This is a genomic window from Salinimicrobium sp. TIG7-5_MAKvit (assembly GCF_049569215.1).
GTDB classification, from domain to species: domain Bacteria; phylum Bacteroidota; class Bacteroidia; order Flavobacteriales; family Flavobacteriaceae; genus Salinimicrobium; species Salinimicrobium profundisediminis.
In genome coordinates this window covers 3,431,258-3,450,236 of the sequence record NZ_CP145903.1, presented here as the reverse complement: position 1 = coordinate 3,450,236, position 18,979 = coordinate 3,431,258, and the positions used below count along the sequence as shown (strand labels likewise).

The 18,979-nt window shown below is 41.4% G+C and carries 16 protein-coding genes; 1 reads left to right on the top strand and 15 read right to left on the bottom strand.

The genetic code is table 11. The annotated features are described in order from the left end of the window. Nucleotides 1-34: 34 nt before the first annotated feature. The 4 genes from V5739_RS15520 to V5739_RS15505 all read right to left on the bottom strand — a co-directional run bounded on the left by V5739_RS15520 (nucleotide 35) and on the right by V5739_RS15505 (nucleotide 6,767). Nucleotides 35-1,255, bottom strand: coding sequence for a carboxylate-amine ligase (locus V5739_RS15520; RefSeq protein WP_423818920.1), 1,221 nt, complete (start codon nucleotides 1,253-1,255; stop codon nucleotides 35-37). Then, nucleotides 1,252-2,709 carry a RimK family protein gene (locus V5739_RS15515; RefSeq protein WP_423818919.1) on the bottom strand — a complete coding sequence of 486 codons (1,458 nt, stop codon included), beginning with the start codon at nucleotides 2,707-2,709 and terminating at the stop codon, nucleotides 1,252-1,254. The genes V5739_RS15520 and V5739_RS15515 overlap by 4 nt, the downstream gene beginning before the upstream one ends. Before the next feature lie 302 nt (nucleotides 2,710-3,011). Further along, nucleotides 3,012-4,697 carry a formate--tetrahydrofolate ligase gene (locus V5739_RS15510; RefSeq protein WP_423818918.1) on the bottom strand — a complete coding sequence of 562 codons (1,686 nt, stop codon included), beginning with the start codon at nucleotides 4,695-4,697 and terminating at the stop codon, nucleotides 3,012-3,014. 105 nt (nucleotides 4,698-4,802) lie between these two features. After that, nucleotides 4,803-6,767: a monovalent cation:proton antiporter-2 (CPA2) family protein gene (locus V5739_RS15505; RefSeq protein ID WP_423818917.1), complete on the bottom strand. Its 1,965-nt coding sequence runs from the start codon at nucleotides 6,765-6,767 to the stop codon at nucleotides 4,803-4,805. A 197-nt stretch (nucleotides 6,768-6,964) separates the two neighbouring features. On the opposite strand from V5739_RS15505, the gene V5739_RS15500 reads away from it, so the two are divergent. After that, nucleotides 6,965-7,648: a site-2 protease family protein gene (locus V5739_RS15500; RefSeq protein WP_423818916.1), complete on the top strand. Its 684-nt coding sequence runs from the start codon at nucleotides 6,965-6,967 to the stop codon at nucleotides 7,646-7,648. A 2-nt stretch (nucleotides 7,649-7,650) separates the two neighbouring features. Here the strand turns inward: V5739_RS15500 and V5739_RS15495 are convergent, their stop codons facing one another. From V5739_RS15495 to V5739_RS15445, 11 genes are all read right to left on the bottom strand, one after another. Continuing rightward, nucleotides 7,651-8,508, bottom strand: a complete 858-nt coding sequence (locus V5739_RS15495; RefSeq protein WP_423818915.1) for a universal stress protein — start codon at nucleotides 8,506-8,508, stop codon at nucleotides 7,651-7,653. Then, complete coding sequence (locus tag V5739_RS15490; RefSeq protein WP_423818914.1) at nucleotides 8,505-10,130, bottom strand: BCCT family transporter; 1,626 nt, start codon at nucleotides 10,128-10,130, stop codon at nucleotides 8,505-8,507. The genes V5739_RS15495 and V5739_RS15490 overlap by 4 nt, the downstream gene beginning before the upstream one ends. A gap of 29 nt (nucleotides 10,131-10,159) precedes the next feature. After that, complete coding sequence (locus V5739_RS15485; protein WP_423818913.1) at nucleotides 10,160-11,299, bottom strand: hypothetical protein; 1,140 nt, start codon at nucleotides 11,297-11,299, stop codon at nucleotides 10,160-10,162. 122 nt (nucleotides 11,300-11,421) lie between these two features. Further along, on the bottom strand, nucleotides 11,422-11,970 hold the full coding sequence (locus tag V5739_RS15480) for a 2'-5' RNA ligase family protein (protein WP_423818912.1): 549 nt from the start codon (nucleotides 11,968-11,970) through the stop codon (nucleotides 11,422-11,424). Between the two features lie 10 nt (nucleotides 11,971-11,980). Beyond that, on the bottom strand, nucleotides 11,981-12,451 hold the full coding sequence (locus tag V5739_RS15475) for a hypothetical protein (RefSeq protein ID WP_423818911.1): 471 nt from the start codon (nucleotides 12,449-12,451) through the stop codon (nucleotides 11,981-11,983). 140 nt (nucleotides 12,452-12,591) lie between these two features. Further along, entirely contained in the window at nucleotides 12,592-14,424 is a 1,833-nt protein-coding gene (locus tag V5739_RS15470; protein WP_423818910.1) for an ABC transporter ATP-binding protein, read from the bottom strand. Between the two features lie 379 nt (nucleotides 14,425-14,803). Next, entirely contained in the window at nucleotides 14,804-15,277 is a 474-nt protein-coding gene (locus V5739_RS15465; protein WP_423818909.1) for a hypothetical protein, read from the bottom strand. A 91-nt stretch (nucleotides 15,278-15,368) separates the two neighbouring features. Continuing rightward, nucleotides 15,369-15,716 (bottom strand): hypothetical protein, encoded by a 348-nt coding sequence (locus tag V5739_RS15460; RefSeq protein ID WP_423818908.1) that lies wholly within the window; start codon nucleotides 15,714-15,716, stop codon nucleotides 15,369-15,371. A gap of 130 nt (nucleotides 15,717-15,846) precedes the next feature. Next, nucleotides 15,847-17,733: a S9 family peptidase gene (locus tag V5739_RS15455; protein WP_423818907.1), complete on the bottom strand. Its 1,887-nt coding sequence runs from the start codon at nucleotides 17,731-17,733 to the stop codon at nucleotides 15,847-15,849. Nucleotides 17,734-17,856: 123 nt separating this feature from the next. After that, a complete protein-coding gene (locus V5739_RS15450) occupies nucleotides 17,857-18,372 on the bottom strand; it encodes a GNAT family N-acetyltransferase (protein ID WP_423818906.1) in 516 nt (171 codons plus the stop codon). A gap of 200 nt (nucleotides 18,373-18,572) precedes the next feature. After that, nucleotides 18,573-18,971, bottom strand: coding sequence for a hypothetical protein (locus V5739_RS15445; RefSeq protein ID WP_266068593.1), 399 nt, complete (start codon nucleotides 18,969-18,971; stop codon nucleotides 18,573-18,575). Between the last annotated feature and the right edge of the window lie 8 nt (nucleotides 18,972-18,979).

The following is an 18,979-nucleotide window of genomic DNA, read 5'->3' as shown; positions in this document are numbered from 1 at the left end:
TTAAGTGATTAATTTCAGAATAAATTACTGGTAGTTACACCTCGAAGAACCTGTTTTCCTGAAGACAATTCCCCAATTCCTCATAAACTTTTGTGATCTCTGCTTTAGATGGATTCTCACCCAAAGTTTTAAGAATCCTGGTTGAAAGGCTTCCGTTCTTCAGCAAGAATTCGATGCTGTTTTGGTGCTTTTCAGGAATATTTTCCTTCACAAGTGAATAAATTCTACTCCATAGATCCTTGACAGAACTTTCGGGCTGCAAATCAAAAATATCAGCAAATGCGGCATTTTGAATGATAGTTGCTTCAGCATCTACGATCACTTCGTTAAAGATTTCAAAAAGGGCATTTTCATGCCACTTTTTTTGATCTTCCAGAGACACCAGTTCTTCACTAACCAGCAACTTAAGTGCTTCAATGATGAGTACTGCTATGGCAACATCAGCTTTTGGACATTCCTGCAGGTCTATCACTCTTATTTCGATAGCACCACGATCAAAGCGGGCAATAGCTCCCCTTGAATTCAGAAAATGATGATCGAGAATATTCTCAGTATCATGCGGTTTTATTGCCTTATTGATAGGTTCAAAAATCCCGCTGTAATAATCCTTTTTTGAAAAGAGTTGTTCGGGAATGACTTTACCGGTCATCTCCGGAATTTCTTTTTGATTGGTTTTATATACATGCATCCGGGCATCTTTAAAGCCGGTAAGTTTTCCCTCAAAAATGGGCGAACTGGCGCTTAATCCAGGAATTACTGGTAGCAGGATCCTTACCGCAGCATGTAACTTCTCAAATTCTGCATCTCCCAAAAATGGCAGATTTATATGCATACTTTGAACATTGCTCCAGCCATGCCCCCTACAGTCAAAAATGCGATTGTAGAGTGCGTATATTTTGCTGTAATTGTGCTGCCACAACTGCATCTCTGTTTCGGGATCCATGAGAGGATGAGCCGCTGTGGGTAACAGTTTAGCATTAAATTCCTTGAGCAAATCGTTGATTTCGCCAACATTTTCAGCAAAAAGATTATCCAGGGTATCAAGATTGGCGGTAGGCCCATTGGTTTTTAATTCCACTACATGTGCTACAAGTTCATTGCTCCATTCTATCTTTCCATTTTCAACATCCGAAGTTAAAGCACCATTCTTTTTGGTCAATAATTTATCTACAACCGGCTTCACTTTCATTGTGGCAGCGTCTACCAACATGTACTCCAGTTCTATCCCGTAAACTTCAAAAAGCTGATAACTCATTCCGATTTCTTTTCAAGGCGATTTTTAAGAGCAGTAATAATTTCGGTATAAATTTTATCACCGTAGAAACGATCTTCTACCCCAAAATCTATGTTTGGATTGTCATTGATTTCTATGACCAGAGGTTTTCCATTTACTTCTTTTACATCAATCCCATAGAGGCCTTTTCCCATAAGCCTTGCCGAACGAAGGGCTACATCCAGGATCTTTTTTGGAACTTCATCAATAGACATTACGTCTGCATTACCTTCCTGGTCATCTTTTTTGCTGGCATTCCAGTTGTAGATCTGCCAGTGGCCTTTGGCCATATAGTAACGGCAGGCAAAGAGCGGTTTATCATCAAGGATACCTATTCTCCAGTCATAATCTGAAGGCGTATATTCCTGTGCTATTACAAGTTCAGATTTTTTAAGCATCTCCCCCACCAGTTTTTCATATTCTTCGGCAGTAGCAGCTTTTTTCACCCCAAAAGAAAAGGTAGAATCAGGTGATTTCAAAACTAGCGGAAGTCCGGTCTTCTCAATAACGTTATTGCGGTTGTCTTTGTGAACAATGATAGTTTTAGGAGTGGGAATACCTGAATTCTCAAGGGCTTCGGCCATAAAAACTTTATTACAGCACTTAAGGATAGCATCGGGATAATCAACGATGGCTATATCTTCCTGTTGAGCTTTGCGGGCAAAAGCATAAGCGTCATTGTTCACCTCTGTACTTTGCCTGATAAAAAGGGCGTCAAAAGACGACAGCCTTGAAAGATCTTTTGGAGAGACAAACTCTACATAAAAGTTCATTTTTTCGGCAATCTCTACAAATTTCTTTAGAGCTTTAGGATTACTTGGCGGTGCAGGATCGTGATCTTGCACAAGGATTGCCAGATCGTACTCAAAAGTTTCATTTTTAGGAGTATCGTAACGCTTCTTTGCAAAATACTGTAAGGCAAACTGCCTCATAGCATCCCGGTGTTCATTGGGGATCTCTACTTCAGATAAAGCTTTAATAGATTTGATATTCCACCTGTTGGTATAAGAGAACTTCACTCTCAAAAATGGTATTTGAAAGTGCCGGTGAAACATAGCACTCAGTTCCCTGTATTTTTGAGCAACATTCTGGCCAAAATAAATACTAAGGGTAAACTCGGCTGACTTAATTCCCTTTAAACTTTTTTGAATAAGATCATCAAATTCATCTGAAACGATCTTAACAAGCTTTGGTTCCCGTAAATCTACCAGGTTCATCACGGTAGGAATTGCGAGGTGACCACGAGCCTCAGCTAAAAGTGAAACATAATATCCTTTACTTTGGTAAGAATAATCCTTACATAAATTAAAAATACGTGCTTTTTTAAGACGGGCATATTCAGGATTTGTAAGATAGTCCCTGGCCGAAATCACCTCCATATTTTCAAGTGCAAGGTTCCAGTTTTCGGGATTATTTACAACTAAAAATTTCTTCATTAAATGGTTTAAATATATTCAAAGGTATATCAAAATTCTTCTGAAAATTCGGTGCCGGAATATTTTTTCAAAAAGCTTAACTAAAAGTAAAACTTCCTTTCTAAAGACCTTTAAAATAATGGTTTATAATTTGTTAACCTAATATTTTATCCGACAAAAATTTTGCGGTAGATTACATTGAGGGCTTGAAAAAACTGAAGGTTTGAAAGAGTTCAATGTCCTAAAAGAGCTATATGAACCAATAAAAAACCTCCCGGAAAGGCCGGAAGGTTCTTATTCAATGGAAGAAAACAGATCTTGCTCTATACTAGCCCCGAAATATTCCCTTCCAAATCTATATTTATATTCTCTGATGCAGGGTGTGCCGGTAATCCGGGCATACGCATCATATCTCCTGTAATAGGGATCAAAAATCCTGCACCGGCGGCGATCTCAATCTCCCGAACTGTTAGCGTAAAACCTGTTGGTCTTCCTATAAGCAAAGGATTGTCTGACAATGATTTTTGGGTTTTAGCAATGCAAACGGGTAAATGATCTAATTCAAGATTGGAAATAGTCTTTAGATCCCGTCTTGCTTTTGCAGCGTATTCAACCCTATCGGCCCCATATATTTTTTTTGCAATGGTCTCTATTTTATTCATGACCGTATCTTCCCAATCATAAAGTGGTGTAAAGTTAGAACGGCCTTCTTCAATCGCTTCTACCACCTTCTTTGCCAGATCATGAGCGCCTTCCCCTCCTTTTGCCCAGCCATCAGAAACTGCAACTTTTATATTCAGTTTTTTAGCCAGGTCTATGATCACCTGTATCTCTTCATCACTGTCACTGTAGAATTTATTTATGGCTATTACAGGAGTGATATTAAAGAGACGGGCATTTTCCAGATGTTTCTCTAAATTGGGTAATCCTTTTTCTAAAGCCTCTACATTTGGAATAGTGAGAGAAGAAAGAGGTACCCCACCATGGTATTTTAAAGCTCGTATCGTTGCGGTCATTACCACAACTCTGGGAGTAAGGTCTGCGCTTTGACATTTAATATCCAGAAATTTTTCTGCACCAAGGTCAAACCCAAATCCGGCTTCGGTGACTGTATAGTCAGAAAGACTCATCCCCATGCGGGTGGCGATCACAGAATTAGTTCCCTGAGCTATGTTGGCAAACGGGCCGAGGTGGATTATGGCAGGATTCCCTTCTATAGTTTGCACCAGGTTAGGTTTTAGGGCATCTTTTAAAAGCGTAGCCATGGCACCTTCAGCATTGAGGTCGCGGGCATAAATAGCTTTCTTATCAAAGGTGTAGCCAATAAATATGTTTCCCAAACGCCCTTTTAGGTCCTCCAGGTTTTCAGCAAGGCACATAATGGCCATAATTTCGGAAGCCGCAGTAATATCAAACCCGCTTTCTCTGGGAATTCCTGAACCTGTTCCGCCAAGTCCTATAACAATATTCCGCAGGGAACGGTCATTAACATCCATCACCCGTTTTAGGGAAACCGTCCGCGGATCAATTCCTAAATTATTTGTTTTTGACTGAATATTATTATCTACAAGAGCTGCCAAAAGATTGTGAGCTTTTTCAATAGCCGAAAAATCTCCGGTAAAGTGAAGGTTGATGTCCTCCATGGGCAAAACCTGTGAATATCCTCCTCCGGTAGCGCCGCCTTTTAATCCAAAAACAGGGCCTAATGAAGGTTCTCTCAGCACTACAGTGGTTTTCTTACCAATACGGTTCATAGCTTCTGAAAGACCTATTGAGACGGTGGTTTTTCCTTCTCCTGCCGGAGTTGGGGAAATAGCCGAAACAAGTATTAGGTTACTTTCTATTATTTTGTCGTGATCTATATTGTGCAGCGGTATCTTAGCCTTGTATTTCCCGTACATCTCAATATCATCTGGATCAAGACCAAGTTTTTGAGCTATTTCTGTAATGGGGGTTAATTGAATTTTATGAGCGATATCCAAATCGGTGAGTGGAGAAGTTGTCATCATATTCCTTCAGGCTTTAGATTTACAGGTCAAAAATATGATGAAACTATAGCTCTAATAATGATCACTATCAGGTTTTCGTACTTTTTTCAAACGTTTTCGTCAACTTCAGGTGACCGCTTTATAGAAAGAGTCAATATGCTCCTGATCCCCACTCACAAATACAAGGTCTTCTCTTAATAATTTGACGTTGGGAAATACTGTTTTGATCATTTGCCCTTTTCGGGAAACCGCGAGGATATTGACCCCATAGTTCTTTCTAACATCAACTTCTTCAATAGTCTTTCCTACTACAGCACCACTATCAGCCATCACTCTCACGCAACTTATCTTAAAATCGGGAATAGTTGAAGATTTAAATGTCTGCAGTCGTTTGTGGGACTGGAAGACCTGGTAATTATCTGCTCTTACTGAATCTATTAAATTTTCCAATTCATCGAGGGGTACAAGAAAATTGGTTAAAACCCGTGAAAAGATTTCAATTGAAGTTTCAAACTCTTCGGGAATTACTTCATCGGCACCCAGCCCCAGTAGGGTCTCTATCTCTTTCACATACCGGGTTCTTACTACAATATGCACAGAAGGAGAAATATGCCTGATATTGGAAACAATGGCTTTGGTAGCGCGAGGATCAGAAATAGCAATAACCACAATACGCGCTTTATTTACATAAACAGCTTCAAGCATGTGCTCCTGCACTGCATCTCCATAAATTATGGGTTCTCCCCTGGCCTTTTGCTGTCTCACGATCTGCGGATTAAGTTCCAGGATCATATAAGGGATATCGGCATACTTAGCTGCTTTTGCAAGGTTTGCACCATTGATCCCGTACCCGATTATAAGCAGGTGATCTTCGGGCCCTTGAGCATCCTGTCGGGAAAGCGGAACTGTCCGATGAGAACCTGGTGCTATTTTTCTCAAAATAAAATTCGTGGTCCTTCCCGAAAAGAGAAAAACAAATGGCGTGAGCAGCATTGTAAACACCGAAACCGAAAGAAAATACTGGTTCATTTCCTCCGAAAGTAGCCCACTATCTATACCAATACGTGAAAGGATAAAGGCAAATTCCCCCACCTGAAACAATGCCATTCCTGTCAACAATACGGTTCTTATAGGATAATTAAGGGCCGCTGCGGTAAGGGAAACCACTCCTCCTTTTAATATAAATACCACCACGACCATAAGCATAATCACTGCTGCATTTTTCATAAAAAAATCCAGGTCAAGCAGCATCCCGATAGAGATAAAGAAAAAACTGATGAACAGCTCCCTAAAGGGAAGAATGGTACTTGTAGCCTGGTGACTATAATCTGACTCCGAAATAATAAGACCTGCCAGGAAAGCTCCAAATGCAAGAGAGAGTCCTGCAGATGCAGTGATAAAAGCCACTGTAAAACAAAGCGCGATGGTAGCCAGTAAAAACAATTCCTTACTTTTTGTCTGGGCAATAAGGTACATGGCTCGCGGCACCAAATATTTTGCTCCAACATAGGTCAAAGCTAATACCAGGGCACTTTTAAGAACAAGAAGAAGCACTTCATTATAGAGATCACCTGTAGTTCCAGCCATCATGGGAGTAATCAACATCATTGGCACCACAATCAAATCCTGAAATATTAAAATTCCAAGAGCCATACGTCCATGAGGCGCAGTGATCTCATTGCGATCATACAAGATCTTTAGCACAATTGCTGTGCTGGAAAGTGAAAACAGGAAGCCCATGAAAACGGCCTCGTTCCAGGAAAAGCCGAGTACAGAAAATATAAACGCAGTTACGATAATACTCAATCCCACCTGAAGCAAACCACCTAAAAAAACAGTTCGTTTCATGGACGCAAGCTGCTTGATTGAAAGTTCCATTCCAATAACAAACATCAACAGGATCACCCCAATTTCGGAAAGGATCTCTATTTGCTCAGGGTTTTCAATAAGTCCGAAGCCAAAAGGTCCAATAATGATCCCTGTAACTAAAAATCCCAACACCGATGGTAACCTTAATCGCTGTAGTAAAAGCACAACAACTACAGAGAAACCAAGTAGTACCACAATGTCCTGGAGTAATGGAAAATGCATGTTCAATCAAATTTTGTAATGCCTAATTTATTGAATTCTGCCCTAACAAAGGGGATTTATCTGGGATGAATAAGAGATAAATTAAGTTTTAAAAAACCATGATGACAAGTATAATCCTGTGCTTCAGGAATTTTGTATAGGATTTAAGAATCTACGGATTCAAATTTTATAAATTATGATCTCCAAAAAATCTTTAGATGTTTGGCATAAGCGACATTCCAAAATTTCTGCTGGCATTTTTCCTGGTACTGCCCCTTATCTCAATCTTACATGAAGCTGGGCACGTGTTCTTTGCCTGGCTTATGGGTGCAAAGAATATCCGTATCGTAGTGGGAAGTGGAAAACCTGTTTTTAACCACGGAATATTGGAAATTAGACAGTATTACTTCTGGTATGGGTTCTGCACCTTCGAGAATATTGAACGCAAAGAGAAGCTGTCTAATATTTTAATTTTTTCAGGGGGTGCCCTTTTTAACCTTCTTAGTACCATCGCTGTGATTCTGCTGGTTGAGAACGATGTTCTAAAAGCCGGAATGCTTACCTATCAATTCACATATATCTCCATGTACTATGTTTTCTTTGCTCTTCTGCCCATGCTTTATCCGGGCGGAAATTTTAGTGATGGTAAGGTGATCCTTGAACTTTTAAAGAATAGAGAAGAAATTGTAAAGGAGCGCACGTATCGTATACAGTGTAAAGCAGAAAATGAAGAATGGGAGGTCCTCAACCATCGTAATGAATTGATACAGACCTTTGATAAAGAAGAAGATGCACTGGACAAAGCCCGGAAAATGGCTCAGGAGCATCGCCCCAGCCGCATTATCAGGATTAAAGGAAATGATGAAAAAGAGATTCAGAATTATCCCCGAATCCCTTTATAGCGCTATTTTACCACCCACAGTGGCACATCCAGGTTTGCATTGAACAATTCCTCGGTCATGGTACCCACAGCGAAAGGAGAAAAAGTATTACCTCCTTTATCTGCTACCATAAGGAGGTCTACCGGCGAGTTTCGAAGGTTTGCAAGTATTTTTTGTGCCGCTCCCGATTCTCTTCCCATAAAAATGAGAGGCTCGATGTTTTCGGAATAATTCAGTTTCTTCAGGAATTTATCAAATTTTTCTTTCACATGCTTTTCCACTTTTGGCCCCATTGATTCGGGCGAAACGTATGGAGAAAATTGTACGGGTACACTGTAAACATGAACCACCTTCAGCAGTACGTTCCCTCCCTCCTGCAGTTCTTTGGTTCTACTAAAAACTTTTCGGGAATCCTGTGAAAAATCGGTTCCTGCCCAAATAACCTCTATTTTTTCATGGGCAGATGCAGGAACAGCCAAAAGATCACAACGCAGCAACCTCAGCAGTTTACTACTCACTACTCCAGTTCCTTTCTCATGTTTCTTGTTACCCACCACGGCAAGATTGATACTGTATTTGTCAACGATGTACTTGAGAAGGGATTCGCTGTAAGGATCTTCTGAAATAAGCACCTCCCAGTTTGCAGGGGCCGAAAAATGTGTTTTTACTTTCTCATTTAATTCATCTCCAATCACCTCATCCAGGTTCACATCCTTCAGGTGTTCTTCAAAAAGCTCAGATATCTCGTATTTCTTGATATTGTGTACAAAATAAACGTTCTCTGCCTGCAGTTTTTCAGCAATAAAAGACGCATAGGTAATTAGTTTTTCATCTATAGCTGAAAGATCCAGGGCGACGAGAATATTTTTGATCTTTTTCATGACTGATTTTCTTTATGGGTTCCTCCTCTTTTTTTGATAATGTCTGAAATTACTTCTTCATAACTTTCTAATTCCTTCTGCGCTTTTTTCTCTTCAGATTTTAAGTATTCATCCCGCACGCCAATATAGAGGGAATAACACATGAAGAGCAGGATAAAAGCAAAAGGCAACCCTGTTACTATTGAGGCCGTTTGCAGCGCCTGCAAGCCTCCTCCAATTAATAGCACGGCTGCAATGGCACCTTCGGCTACTGCCCAGAAAATACGTTGCCCTACAGGAGCATCTATTTTTCCTCCCGAGGTTAAACTGTCTACTACCAAAGAACCAGAATCTGACGAGGTGACGAAAAAACCTGCGATTAAAATGACTCCGATAATATTTAATACTACGGAAAAAGGAAAGTCTTCAAGATATACAAAGAGCGCAGTGGCCACATTATCATCAACAGCATTAATGATAGTTTGGTCTCCCAAAAGTGCCTGCTGAATTGAGGTACTCCCAAAAGCTGTGATCCAGAAAAAAGTAAGAAGCGAAGGCACAACCAGCACTCCCAGAATAAACTCTTTAATGCTACGCCCCTTTGAAATACGGGCGATAAACATCCCTACAAAAGGGGACCAGGCAATCCACCAGCCCCAGTAAAAAACGGTCCATGCGTTTTGCCAGTTATTGCCGGTGTAGCTTTCTGTCCAGGATGATATTTCTAAAAAGCTATAGAAATAGCTTCCTGTGTTTTGAACGAAAGACTGAAAAATGAAGATTGTTGGCCCCAGTACTACTACCAAAAGTAACAATAAGACCGCTATTCGCATATTCCATTCACTCAGGAATTTGACGCCTTTATCTACACCCAGCACAACAGAAATTGTGGCGATAGCCGTAATGATCGCAATAAGGCTTACCTGGGTAATGATGCCGCTGTCTAAACCAAAAACATGGGCTAGCCCTGCAGCTATTTGCTGTACACCCAGCCCCAGGGAAGTTGCCAGTCCAAAAAGAGTGGCCAAAACAGCAAATATATCAATGAGATCTCCTCTCTTCCCGTAGATTTTATCGCCTAAAACCGGGTAAAAAACTGAGCGTATGGTGAGTGGCAAGCCGTGGGAATAAGTGAAATAAGCAAGTGAAAGCCCCACAAGAGCATAGATTCCCCAAGCATGAAAACCCCAGTGCAAAAAAGTGAAATTCATGGCTTCCTGCGCAGCAGCGGGCGTACCTCCCTCTGTTAGCGGCGGATTCATAAAATGTGTTACAGGTTCGGCAATACTCCAGAATAATAGCCCAATACCCATCCCTGCACTAAAAAGCATGGCAAACCACGAGAGGGTCTTGAACTCAGGTTTAGCGTCCTTCCCGCCTATTTTAATATTTCCGAATTTACTAAAGGCCAGGTACAGCACAAATATTAAGTAGATGTTGACGCATAAAACAAAGAACCAACCTCCGTTATTGGAAATGAAAGCCTGAATAGCATCAAAATATCCTTCGGCCTGCTCCTCGAAAATGAGGGTGAGTGCTATACTTATAATAATGATAATAGATGAAGTGAAAAACACCGGACCATTGACGTTGAGGCCCATTATAGATTTCCTTTCATCACTTCTTACGATCTTTTTTGCCATGGTCTCTAAATTTTAATTCGTCTCCGGACTTAAAAATAGTATCCGAAATTAATATTGAACCTCGCCTCCCACTTTGCGTCGGGGTTTCCTGCGGCAAAGTCATTCACAAAATTCCCGCCCAGCCAGGAATGGTTATATCCGGCGGCATAATCTATATACGTATACAGGTTACCTGCTGAAATCAATACTCCTGTAACATTCATAAATGAATCTTCAAAAGAAGCCGGCTTTTTCTGCATGTACCCAAAATCATTATAGAACTGTAAATTGGATACCGGCCCCCAACTCACCGGTACGTCGCGGGCAATTGCAAGGGTATACAGATTGAAATCCGAAGCTACTTCGTAAGGAGCCCCATAAGCCGCCATGGTAATGATCTCTCGTGAAACACCTTCTGCATTATTGGGATTATGAGAAACCAGCATGGCTTCGGTCTTAAGATTCCACTGCTTAAAATCGGCTTCATAATGCGCAGCCAGTGCGTAATGATCTCCCTTTCTTTTGGTATTGATATTATAGAGTCCGCCGTATTGGGCAGAAATTCCAAGTCGCGACTTTAAACTGTCTCCCCATTTATAGAGTAGCTTGATATTTCCCTGATGCACTTCCTTATTATTACCCGCCACGTCATAAGAATACCTGCTGGGAGAAACCGCTGATGCATCTCCAAAATTCAACTCCTCGGCATTTTTAAAATAGGCTATCTGGTATTCCCATTTCTCCCCCAGGTTCATATATTTTATTCCCATATCGTGATCGTCCTCCAGCCCCATATAATAACCAAGGTTAAAGAACCAGTTGTGGGAATTGTATTGCTGTATCCCTAATGGCACCTGGGTGAGTCCTACCTGCAGCTCCTCAGCTTCATTAAAGCGGTAACCAAACCATCCCTGCTTTAACATTCCGCCGCCAAAAGCTTCAGAATAATAACGGAATTCAGCATTCACATAGATTCCTCGATATGCAGCTACAGCATTGATCCTAAACATGTCGTAGCCAAAGTCTCCGCCCCTGCTTTTCTGTTCGGGTTTCCAGGAAGAAAGATTGTAATTGAAACGTAATGCACCTCCTATTTTGACTTCAGGGGATTCCTGCGCCTGCACAAGATTCGAAAAGAAGCAGCCCCACAGGAAAAATAAAAAGGTTAAAATTCGTAGAGGTTTTTTCACGGAATAGTTTTGAATGAACCTCTAAATTAAGTTGAATAGTATGGAAAGTACCTTTAAAGGCCTATAAAATATTGTTAAGACGCCTGTTCTACGACTTTAAATGTCTGAAAAATGATACAAAATCAATTCTTTTCTGAAAATGGAAAGACTTCCAAAATGTCCCAGGTTTTTCCATTGTGTTTGAAGAGCGTTAACGCATCTGCCTGCAATTCAGCTGAAAAAATGCCATTTTTGAACTCCTGCCACACTTTTGGAAACTTCTTATAAGTGAGATCCCGCGTGGCTAGAGTTAAGTGAGGATGTAGCTTCTCCGGATGGTTGGGAGGTAGCAATCCTGATAATTTCTGAAGTAAATGTTCATGCAGACTGTTTACAGGCTCATGGCTTACCACATTGATAAAGATGGTGCGCTGTTTAAAATGCCCAAAGTCGCTGAGTGCTATAGAATATGATCTTTGATCTTGTGAAACCGATCTAAGACAGCTAATAAATTGTATTTCCTGGTCTTCTGAAAGCCACATAGGCGGAATAAGAGTGATATGGGCTGGTAATTTGAGTGCATGCGCAACCTGAAACTTTTCTTTGATCTCCAGTTTCATATTTTTCACCTGCTCTTTCACTGCTGTGGGAGGAACGATGGCTACAAAATAAAGAGCTCTTGAAAATGCCATTTTTGGAAGGTTATACCATGCGGGTCAATAAGGTTTTACCCTTCATTTTTTCCCGCCTGTCACAAGCCGACCCTATCATTACTCCCATTAGCAGTCCTCCCAGTGGGCTGTAATATTTAAAACTTGATTCTGTATAGAAGAAAAGCAATAAAAGTAGAATGACCCCTGCCGCCAGCCCTACACGCATACCTAACATGGCGCAATAGCCTTCGGGAACCAAACCGAAATCTGTCCGTAGAAATTTAACCAGATTTTTAAGGTGAGCCTGCAGTTGTTCATCACCATTATTTCCTTCCAGGTTAATGTCTTGGAACATAATATCCAGCTTGTGTTCAAGTGGTGCCAATTTTTCTAACGGAAAATTCTTGTATTTCACCTCCTGAAGGATGGTACTAAAACGCTGCCTGATCTTTACCGCCTCTGTTGTGCCCGGTGCTGCCGTATATCGGTCTAACCGTTGAATGGCCTCCTCTATTCTCATTTTTTGAAAGTATGCGCTTGTTACCTGTTTGACGCATATTTGAGAAGAAAGTTACTCTAAAAACACCTCTTTTATAAAAAAACAGCAATTATTTTTAAAAACCCTGTGTGGCGTTGGCCTCAGAAGTAGTACAATAAAAACTATTTATATCCTGCCGCCTGTAGGTTAAACAATTCCGAATACAGCTTATTGTTTTGCATAAGTTCTTCGTGAGTTCCCAACTCAAGTACAGCCCCATCTTTTAAGACCATGATCCTGTCGGCAATTCGCACTGTGCTAAAACGGTGAGAGATAATCACGGCAGTTTTGCCCCGGGTAAGCTTAATAAACCTGTCAAAAGCTTCAGTTTCGGCACGGGCATCAAGAGCCGAAGTAGGTTCATCCAGGATCAGGACTTCGGCATCTTTCATATAAGCCCTGGCAATGGCAATCTTTTGCCACTGGCCACCTGATAGGTCTTTTCCCTGCTTGAACCTCCTGCCCAGCTGTTGGTCATACCCAAAAGGCAGTTCACTCACAACCTGGTTTGCTAGGCTTTTTTCGGCCGCCCCTTCTATACGGTCCTGATCATTAATTTCGGTGATCTCGCCCATGGCAATGTTTTCCCTGAGGGTGAGTTCAAATTTTACAAAATCCTGAAAAATAACGCCGAAGTACCTTTGATAAGCCGCCCTGTCAAATTGTTTTACAGGAATGCCATCCAGCAAGATCTCACCTTCAGTGGGTTCGTAGAACTGAAGCAGTAATTTAATAAGTGTAGTTTTTCCAGCGCCGTTCTCTCCAACAAAAGCAAGCTTCTCCCCGGCTTTCAGCTTAAAATTAATGTTTCTCACCACCCACCTCTCAGACTTCGGATATTTGAATCCTACATTCCTGAATTCAAAGCCCTCTTTAAGTTCCTTCGGAAGCGGAGTTTTTCCTCCTGAAGCCGATTCATGATAGGAAAGGTCTAGAAATTCGAAATAATCCTGAAGGTAAAGTGCGGTCTCGGTGATTGCGGTAAAGCGGGTGAAAAATCCCTGCAGCTTTTGTCTTAGGCGGTTAAACGATCCGGAAAGAAAAGTTAGGTCCCCCAGGGAAAAAACTCCTGCCACGGTTCTAAAAATGATGAGCACATACGCCCCATAATAAGCTGTGGTGCCAATAACGTTGAAAAAAGATCCCCAGCCGGCACGCTGCTTCGCCAGTTGTTTACTCTGGGTGTAATAAAGATCAGACAATCCCTTGAACCTGTTGGCAAGATAGTCTGAAAGGCCAAAAAGCTTCACCTCTTTGGCGGTCACATCACTGGCCCCCGCATATCTCAAATAATCAAGCTCCCGCCGTTCCTGGGTCCAGCTTCTGGCCAGAGAATAACTGGTACCGCTAAATTTAACTTCGTTGATCATGGTGGGAACGATAGAAACTACGAGCAGAATAATAAGCCAGGGTTCAAAAACTACCACTCCCGCCAGTAAAGTAGCGATCACTATAATATCTTCGGCCTGGGTAAGAATGTTAGACATCAAGCCCACCCTGCCGGTGGTTTGCTGACGTGCCCTTTCGAGCTTGTCATAAAATTCTGAATCTTCCAGTTCATCAAGGTTTACTTCGGAAGTTTTCCTGATGATCTTTACTGAAGTATTAATTGAGTACTGGTCTCCTAATAATGCGTCACTCAGGTTAATACCACGGCTAAAAAGGTCAGACAACACAGCCAGGGCAAATTCGGCTGCCACCAACGCCCAGAGGTGATCAAGATCTTTGACATCTGCCGCTATTTGTACTACCACCTCGTCTATGATCAATTTCCCCACCCAAAGCATAAGCACGGGCAGCACGGCATTGGTAAGGCGAAGAAAAATATTCAGGTAAAAAAGCCGCGGATTAACTTTCCTGATCTCCCCGAAGAATCGCGGCACAAATTTTAGGGAAGCAAAACTCTCCCGGAATTTAAATTTATTCGGTTCGAGCGATTTTTGGGGTCGTGGCAAATTATTAAAGTATTAGGTTAAGTAACGGCTTAAGCCTGCTCAAAAATAGCATTTTTGAGGCAGATTATAATCTGGCACTAAACGAAGGGAATTGGCCGGAAAGAAAAATTGAAAAGGAAGTACTAAAAGCTACTTCGGAAAGGTTTTGACAGTAAGAAGCTTCAGTTTATTAAAAAATTCGACTCAATTTTTGCTTGAAAAAATAGATTTATCTCATCCGGAAGCATTTAACTTCAGAAGTTATTATTTCAGTTTTGAAAAAAGCATTTTCAGAAATAATAAACACAGAGATTTAAGAAATGAACTTTATAAATGCCATTTTTGAGACCACAGAAGATCACTTCACGGAAAAATTCCGAAGAAATTTCAGAAAAAGTTACTAGACAAAATACCAGCCGTGACTGCCTGCCACCGCTCCAAAAATGGTAATAAGGCTTAACACAAGTAAAACCCAGTGGGCACGGTGAATAATCCTAAAGGCTTTTTCGGGATCTTCTGCAGCGTATTTCCTGAATAGCCTGTGTAAAAAGAAAGGTTCAAGAATAAAGAGGATCACCGTGAAAATGATCCATACCAGGATCATTGCGTGAATCCACCAGAACCGGAGATCAAGCAGTCTTTCCCAGCCGTAAAGGTGCAGCATATAGAAACCTGTAATTGCTGTGACCAGGGTGGTGATTTTTGCCTGTAGCGAAAATCGCCCTTCAATCTTTTCAAAGGTTTCCATCTGTTCTTCCCTGGAACTCATTCTCTTTACCGCCGGAATGATAACGGTAGTGACCATTGAAACTCCACCTATCCATACAACAACTGCCAGGACGTGAAGTACACGGGCCAGGGTTAAATATTCCATAGTGGGAGTGCTCTTTTTAGGGGTTTAATACTGATGAAATTAGAGGAAATGGCCATGCCTCCTTCTAGGCATATTCTATCTCTCAAAAATGTTATTCACCCTTCTTTTTATCACCATTTACAGGCCCGGCTTCGGCAAGGTAAAAGTGATCAAGGCTGAAAATAAAGGTAGCCCAAATGAAAACGAGTACCACCGAAACAGTGATGCTTACCGTGCGGCCCAGGTAATATCCCATGAAAAAATCGGTAAGGATTGGTAGGGCTGCTGCGGGCAAAATTCCCACAACGGCAAGTAAAATTCTCCTGCGGGCATCTACAATTAGTTCTGCTCCACAATTTCTACATTCCCAGGGGGAAAACACATTCTGAAAAAAGTGCTTTTTAAGGTGCAGCCAAAAAGAATACTTGTAACCACAGTTAGGACAGGTTCTTGCTTTCATAATGTGTAATTTATTGCGGGAGGCAAAAGTATTGAAGTTTCTTATAAATAAGTTAAAACTTTTAAAAATAATCGATTTGACTGAGCGCTAAAACTTCTCCGTAAAAGTATTAGCGCTCAGTTGTTTACTTTTATTTCAATGTTTCTTCAAGCCATTTGAAAAATTCCATCTGCCATACAATCGCGTTTTGCGGATTTAAGATCCAGTGGTTTTCCATAGGAAAATACAACAGTTTACTTTTAATTCCACGTAGCTGTGCTGCCTGGAAAGCTTCCAAACCCTGCCCTATGGGAACGCGAAAATCTTTTCCGCCCTGTATGATCATGATGGGCGTATCCCATTTTTGTACAAAATTCACAGGATTAAAATCGGTATAGGCTTTGGGAGCCGGGTCTTGCCAGTAAGCGCCACCCATATCTTTATTCACAAAGAAAAGTTCTTCTGTAGTACCATACATGCTGCGGGTATTGAAAATTCCGTCGTGGGCAATAAAGCTTTTAAATCGGCCTTCATGCATTCCTGCAAGAAAAAATACAGAATAGCCACCGTAGCTTGCACCTACAGCACCCAGTCGGTCTTTATCTACATATTCTTCTTTGCTTACGGCATCAATAGCCGATAAATAATCCTGAATATTTTGTCCGCCCCAGTCGCCGCTTATTTGTTCATTCCACGCTACGCCATGGCCGGGCATCCCCCTGCGGTTTGGTGCTACCACGATATATCCGTTTGCAGCCATTAACTGGAAGTTCCACCTAAAGGAATAGAACTGCGACAAAGCCGATTGTGGGCCGCCCTGCAGGTAAAGAAGGGTCGGGTACTTTTTATTAGGATCAAAGTCGGGAGGATAGATCACCCAGGTAAGCATGTCCTTCCCATCGGTAGTGGGAACCATCCGCTTTTCAACCCTACTCATTTTTATTCCGTCATAGAACTCATCGTTCACGTGGGTAAGCTGGGTAAGGTCTCCTGTTTTGAGATTAACCGTATAAATTTCGGCTGCATGGTTCATGTCGGTCCTGGTGACTACCAGGGTATTTCCCGATTGCCCTATCATTCCCGTAAGATCAAACTGACCTTGCGTGATCTGCTTAACTTCAGAAGTTTTTTTGGAGAATGGATCAATTTCAAAAAGCTGCTGGGTACCTTTTACAGGTGCGAGAAAATAGATCTTTTTGCCATCATTACTCCACGAAAAACTATTCACTGTTCCGTCCCACTGCTGGGTAATATTTATTTTGCGGCCGTCTCTCAACACGATAATGTCATTCTTATCGGCTTCATATCCGGGTTCGTCCATTTGCAGCCAGGCCAGAACACCATTTTTGGAAAACGCCGGCTGAGTGTCGTAACCTTTATTTTCTGAAGTAAGATTTTCGGTAGTTCCTGTAGCTATATCATAGACATAGATGTCGGTATTTGTGCTAACGGCATACTCCTTTCCTTTAAGCTTCTTAGAGACGTAGTACACCCTGGTGCCATCATTGTTCCAGATATAATCTTCGGGCCCTCCAAAAGGTTGCAAAGGAGTATCGTGAGGTTCGCCTTCCATGATATCGATCTCTGCCTGGGTTGAAGTATTGTGAAGGAATAAATGGCTGTAATGCCCATCTTCCCAGGTATCCCAATGCCGATAATTGAGGTCGTCATAAATATATACGTCAGATTTTTTTAGATCGGGGTAGAAATCTTCTCCTGTAACAGGCTCCACTTCCACTTGCTTCGGAATGATCTTCCATTCCCTTGTAGGTGAAGTTTTTCCGTCGCTGTAAATGCTGTCGATATTTTTGACGGCAAACGGCTCTCCTCCTTTTAGCGGGATTACAAAAGTTTCTGAAGTGCCTTGGTTTTCAACCAGATCATAAGATCGGGTCCTGAAAATGACACTTTTGCCATCCTCTGTCAATCCCACGCCCGATACGCGATCAATAGACCACAGCTTCTCGGGGGTCATTACCTGGGCGTTAGCGCTAAAGCCGAAGGCTATAAACAATAGAAGGATAAATAAGTTTTTCATGTTTGAATTTATTAATACCGGGAAATTCCCCCGGGAACTTTATGGGGTAAAAGCCGTTAAATTGATGTGTTAAAAATAAGAAAAAAGCCTGATGTAGAGAGGTGAAAAATTCCTTGCAACCAATTACGGCAGGCGAAACAGCAATACCTTTTCCTCTTCTCCTGGAAAGCTTATTTCTTCAGCACACTGCATTCCCAGTTTTTCCAGCAGCTTTTGAGAAGGGAAGTTTTGTTTAGAAGTTATACCGGTGATTTTAAATTGAGGGATTTCTGCCTTTGCAAACCTTAAGAGGCACGATGCAGCTTCAAATCCATAGCCCTGTTGCTCATATTGAGGTAAAAAGGCAAAACCTATATCGAGATCACTAAAGCCGTTCCTGGCATTGAGGCCGCAAGATCCCAACTTTGCCCCATCGGCTTTGCGAATCACAACGTTATTGGTAAAACCCAGTTTTTCGAGCTGCGGTAGCATTTTTTCAACGATGTATTCTTCTGCTTTTGCAATACTGGTAATATTGCGATCTCCAATGTGTTCAAGCCATTTTGGGGTGTTGAGAAGCTCGTAAATAAAAGCGGCATCTTCTCTCCCGGCAGGCCTTAGATAAAGCCTCTCAGTTTCATATAAGGAAACAGGTCTCATGAAAAAACAGAAGGGATTTTTGTCATTTTTGGATAGTTTACTCAGATTTTTCAGCCGGTAGTTTTCTGAAATACTTCAGTAGGCTCGAATTCCGCTTTTGGCGCTGTTATATTCAGGAAAAACTTCAGAAATAACTGTTTCAACTTCAGAAGAAATCTTCAGAAGGAAAAAAAATTTCCGAAGTGATAAACCAACGAACACTACCTAAGATGCGGAGAAACCTTTGGGTTTAGATCTTTCAGAAAAAGATTGAGCTTTTGTAAGGATTCAGTTTCTATAAAATGTTTCTCAATGCGCATTGATTCGTTATGAGTTTCAATTTTATAGCTATCCATATACCGCCTCACCCTTTTGATATCTGATAAAGCAATGCTCTTAGGGATAATAGTGTGCCTTATAAGCCGGTCTTCGCGTATGGTGAGGTATTGATATTTTTGGCGGTAATAAGAAGTACCTGCCTGAAGAATCCCCAAAAAGATCCATAAATAGCTAAATACTGAACTGCTATTGATGTAAACAGCAAAAAAACCTAACCCAATCATGGTAAGGCCGTACCCGTAATTGTTCCTGATGACGCTTTTGCAATATCTAATTTTCATGACCTGCA

Coding starts and splice junctions, on each gene's coding strand:
- V5739_RS15520 (WP_423818920.1), bottom strand. CDS start 1,255: ATGAGTTATCAGCTTTTTGAAGTTTACGGGATAGAACTGGAGTACATG.
- V5739_RS15515 (WP_423818919.1), bottom strand. CDS start 2,709: ATGAAGAAATTTTTAGTTGTAAATAATCCCGAAAACTGGAACCTTGCA.
- V5739_RS15510 (WP_423818918.1), bottom strand. CDS start 4,697: ATGATGACAACTTCTCCACTCACCGATTTGGATATCGCTCATAAAATT.
- V5739_RS15505 (WP_423818917.1), bottom strand. CDS start 6,767: ATGCATTTTCCATTACTCCAGGACATTGTGGTACTACTTGGTTTCTCT.
- V5739_RS15500 (WP_423818916.1), top strand. CDS start 6,965: ATGTTTGGCATAAGCGACATTCCAAAATTTCTGCTGGCATTTTTCCTG.
- V5739_RS15495 (WP_423818915.1), bottom strand. CDS start 8,508: ATGAAAAAGATCAAAAATATTCTCGTCGCCCTGGATCTTTCAGCTATA.
- V5739_RS15490 (WP_423818914.1), bottom strand. CDS start 10,130: ATGGCAAAAAAGATCGTAAGAAGTGATGAAAGGAAATCTATAATGGGC.
- V5739_RS15480 (WP_423818912.1), bottom strand. CDS start 11,970: ATGGCATTTTCAAGAGCTCTTTATTTTGTAGCCATCGTTCCTCCCACA.
- V5739_RS15475 (WP_423818911.1), bottom strand. CDS start 12,451: ATGAGAATAGAGGAGGCCATTCAACGGTTAGACCGATATACGGCAGCA.
- V5739_RS15465 (WP_423818909.1), bottom strand. CDS start 15,277: ATGGAATATTTAACCCTGGCCCGTGTACTTCACGTCCTGGCAGTTGTT.
- V5739_RS15460 (WP_423818908.1), bottom strand. CDS start 15,716: ATGAAAGCAAGAACCTGTCCTAACTGTGGTTACAAGTATTCTTTTTGG.
- V5739_RS15455 (WP_423818907.1), bottom strand. CDS start 17,733: ATGAAAAACTTATTTATCCTTCTATTGTTTATAGCCTTCGGCTTTAGC.
- V5739_RS15450 (WP_423818906.1), bottom strand. CDS start 18,372: ATGAGACCTGTTTCCTTATATGAAACTGAGAGGCTTTATCTAAGGCCT.
- V5739_RS15445 (WP_266068593.1), bottom strand. CDS start 18,971: ATGAAAATTAGATATTGCAAAAGCGTCATCAGGAACAATTACGGGTAC.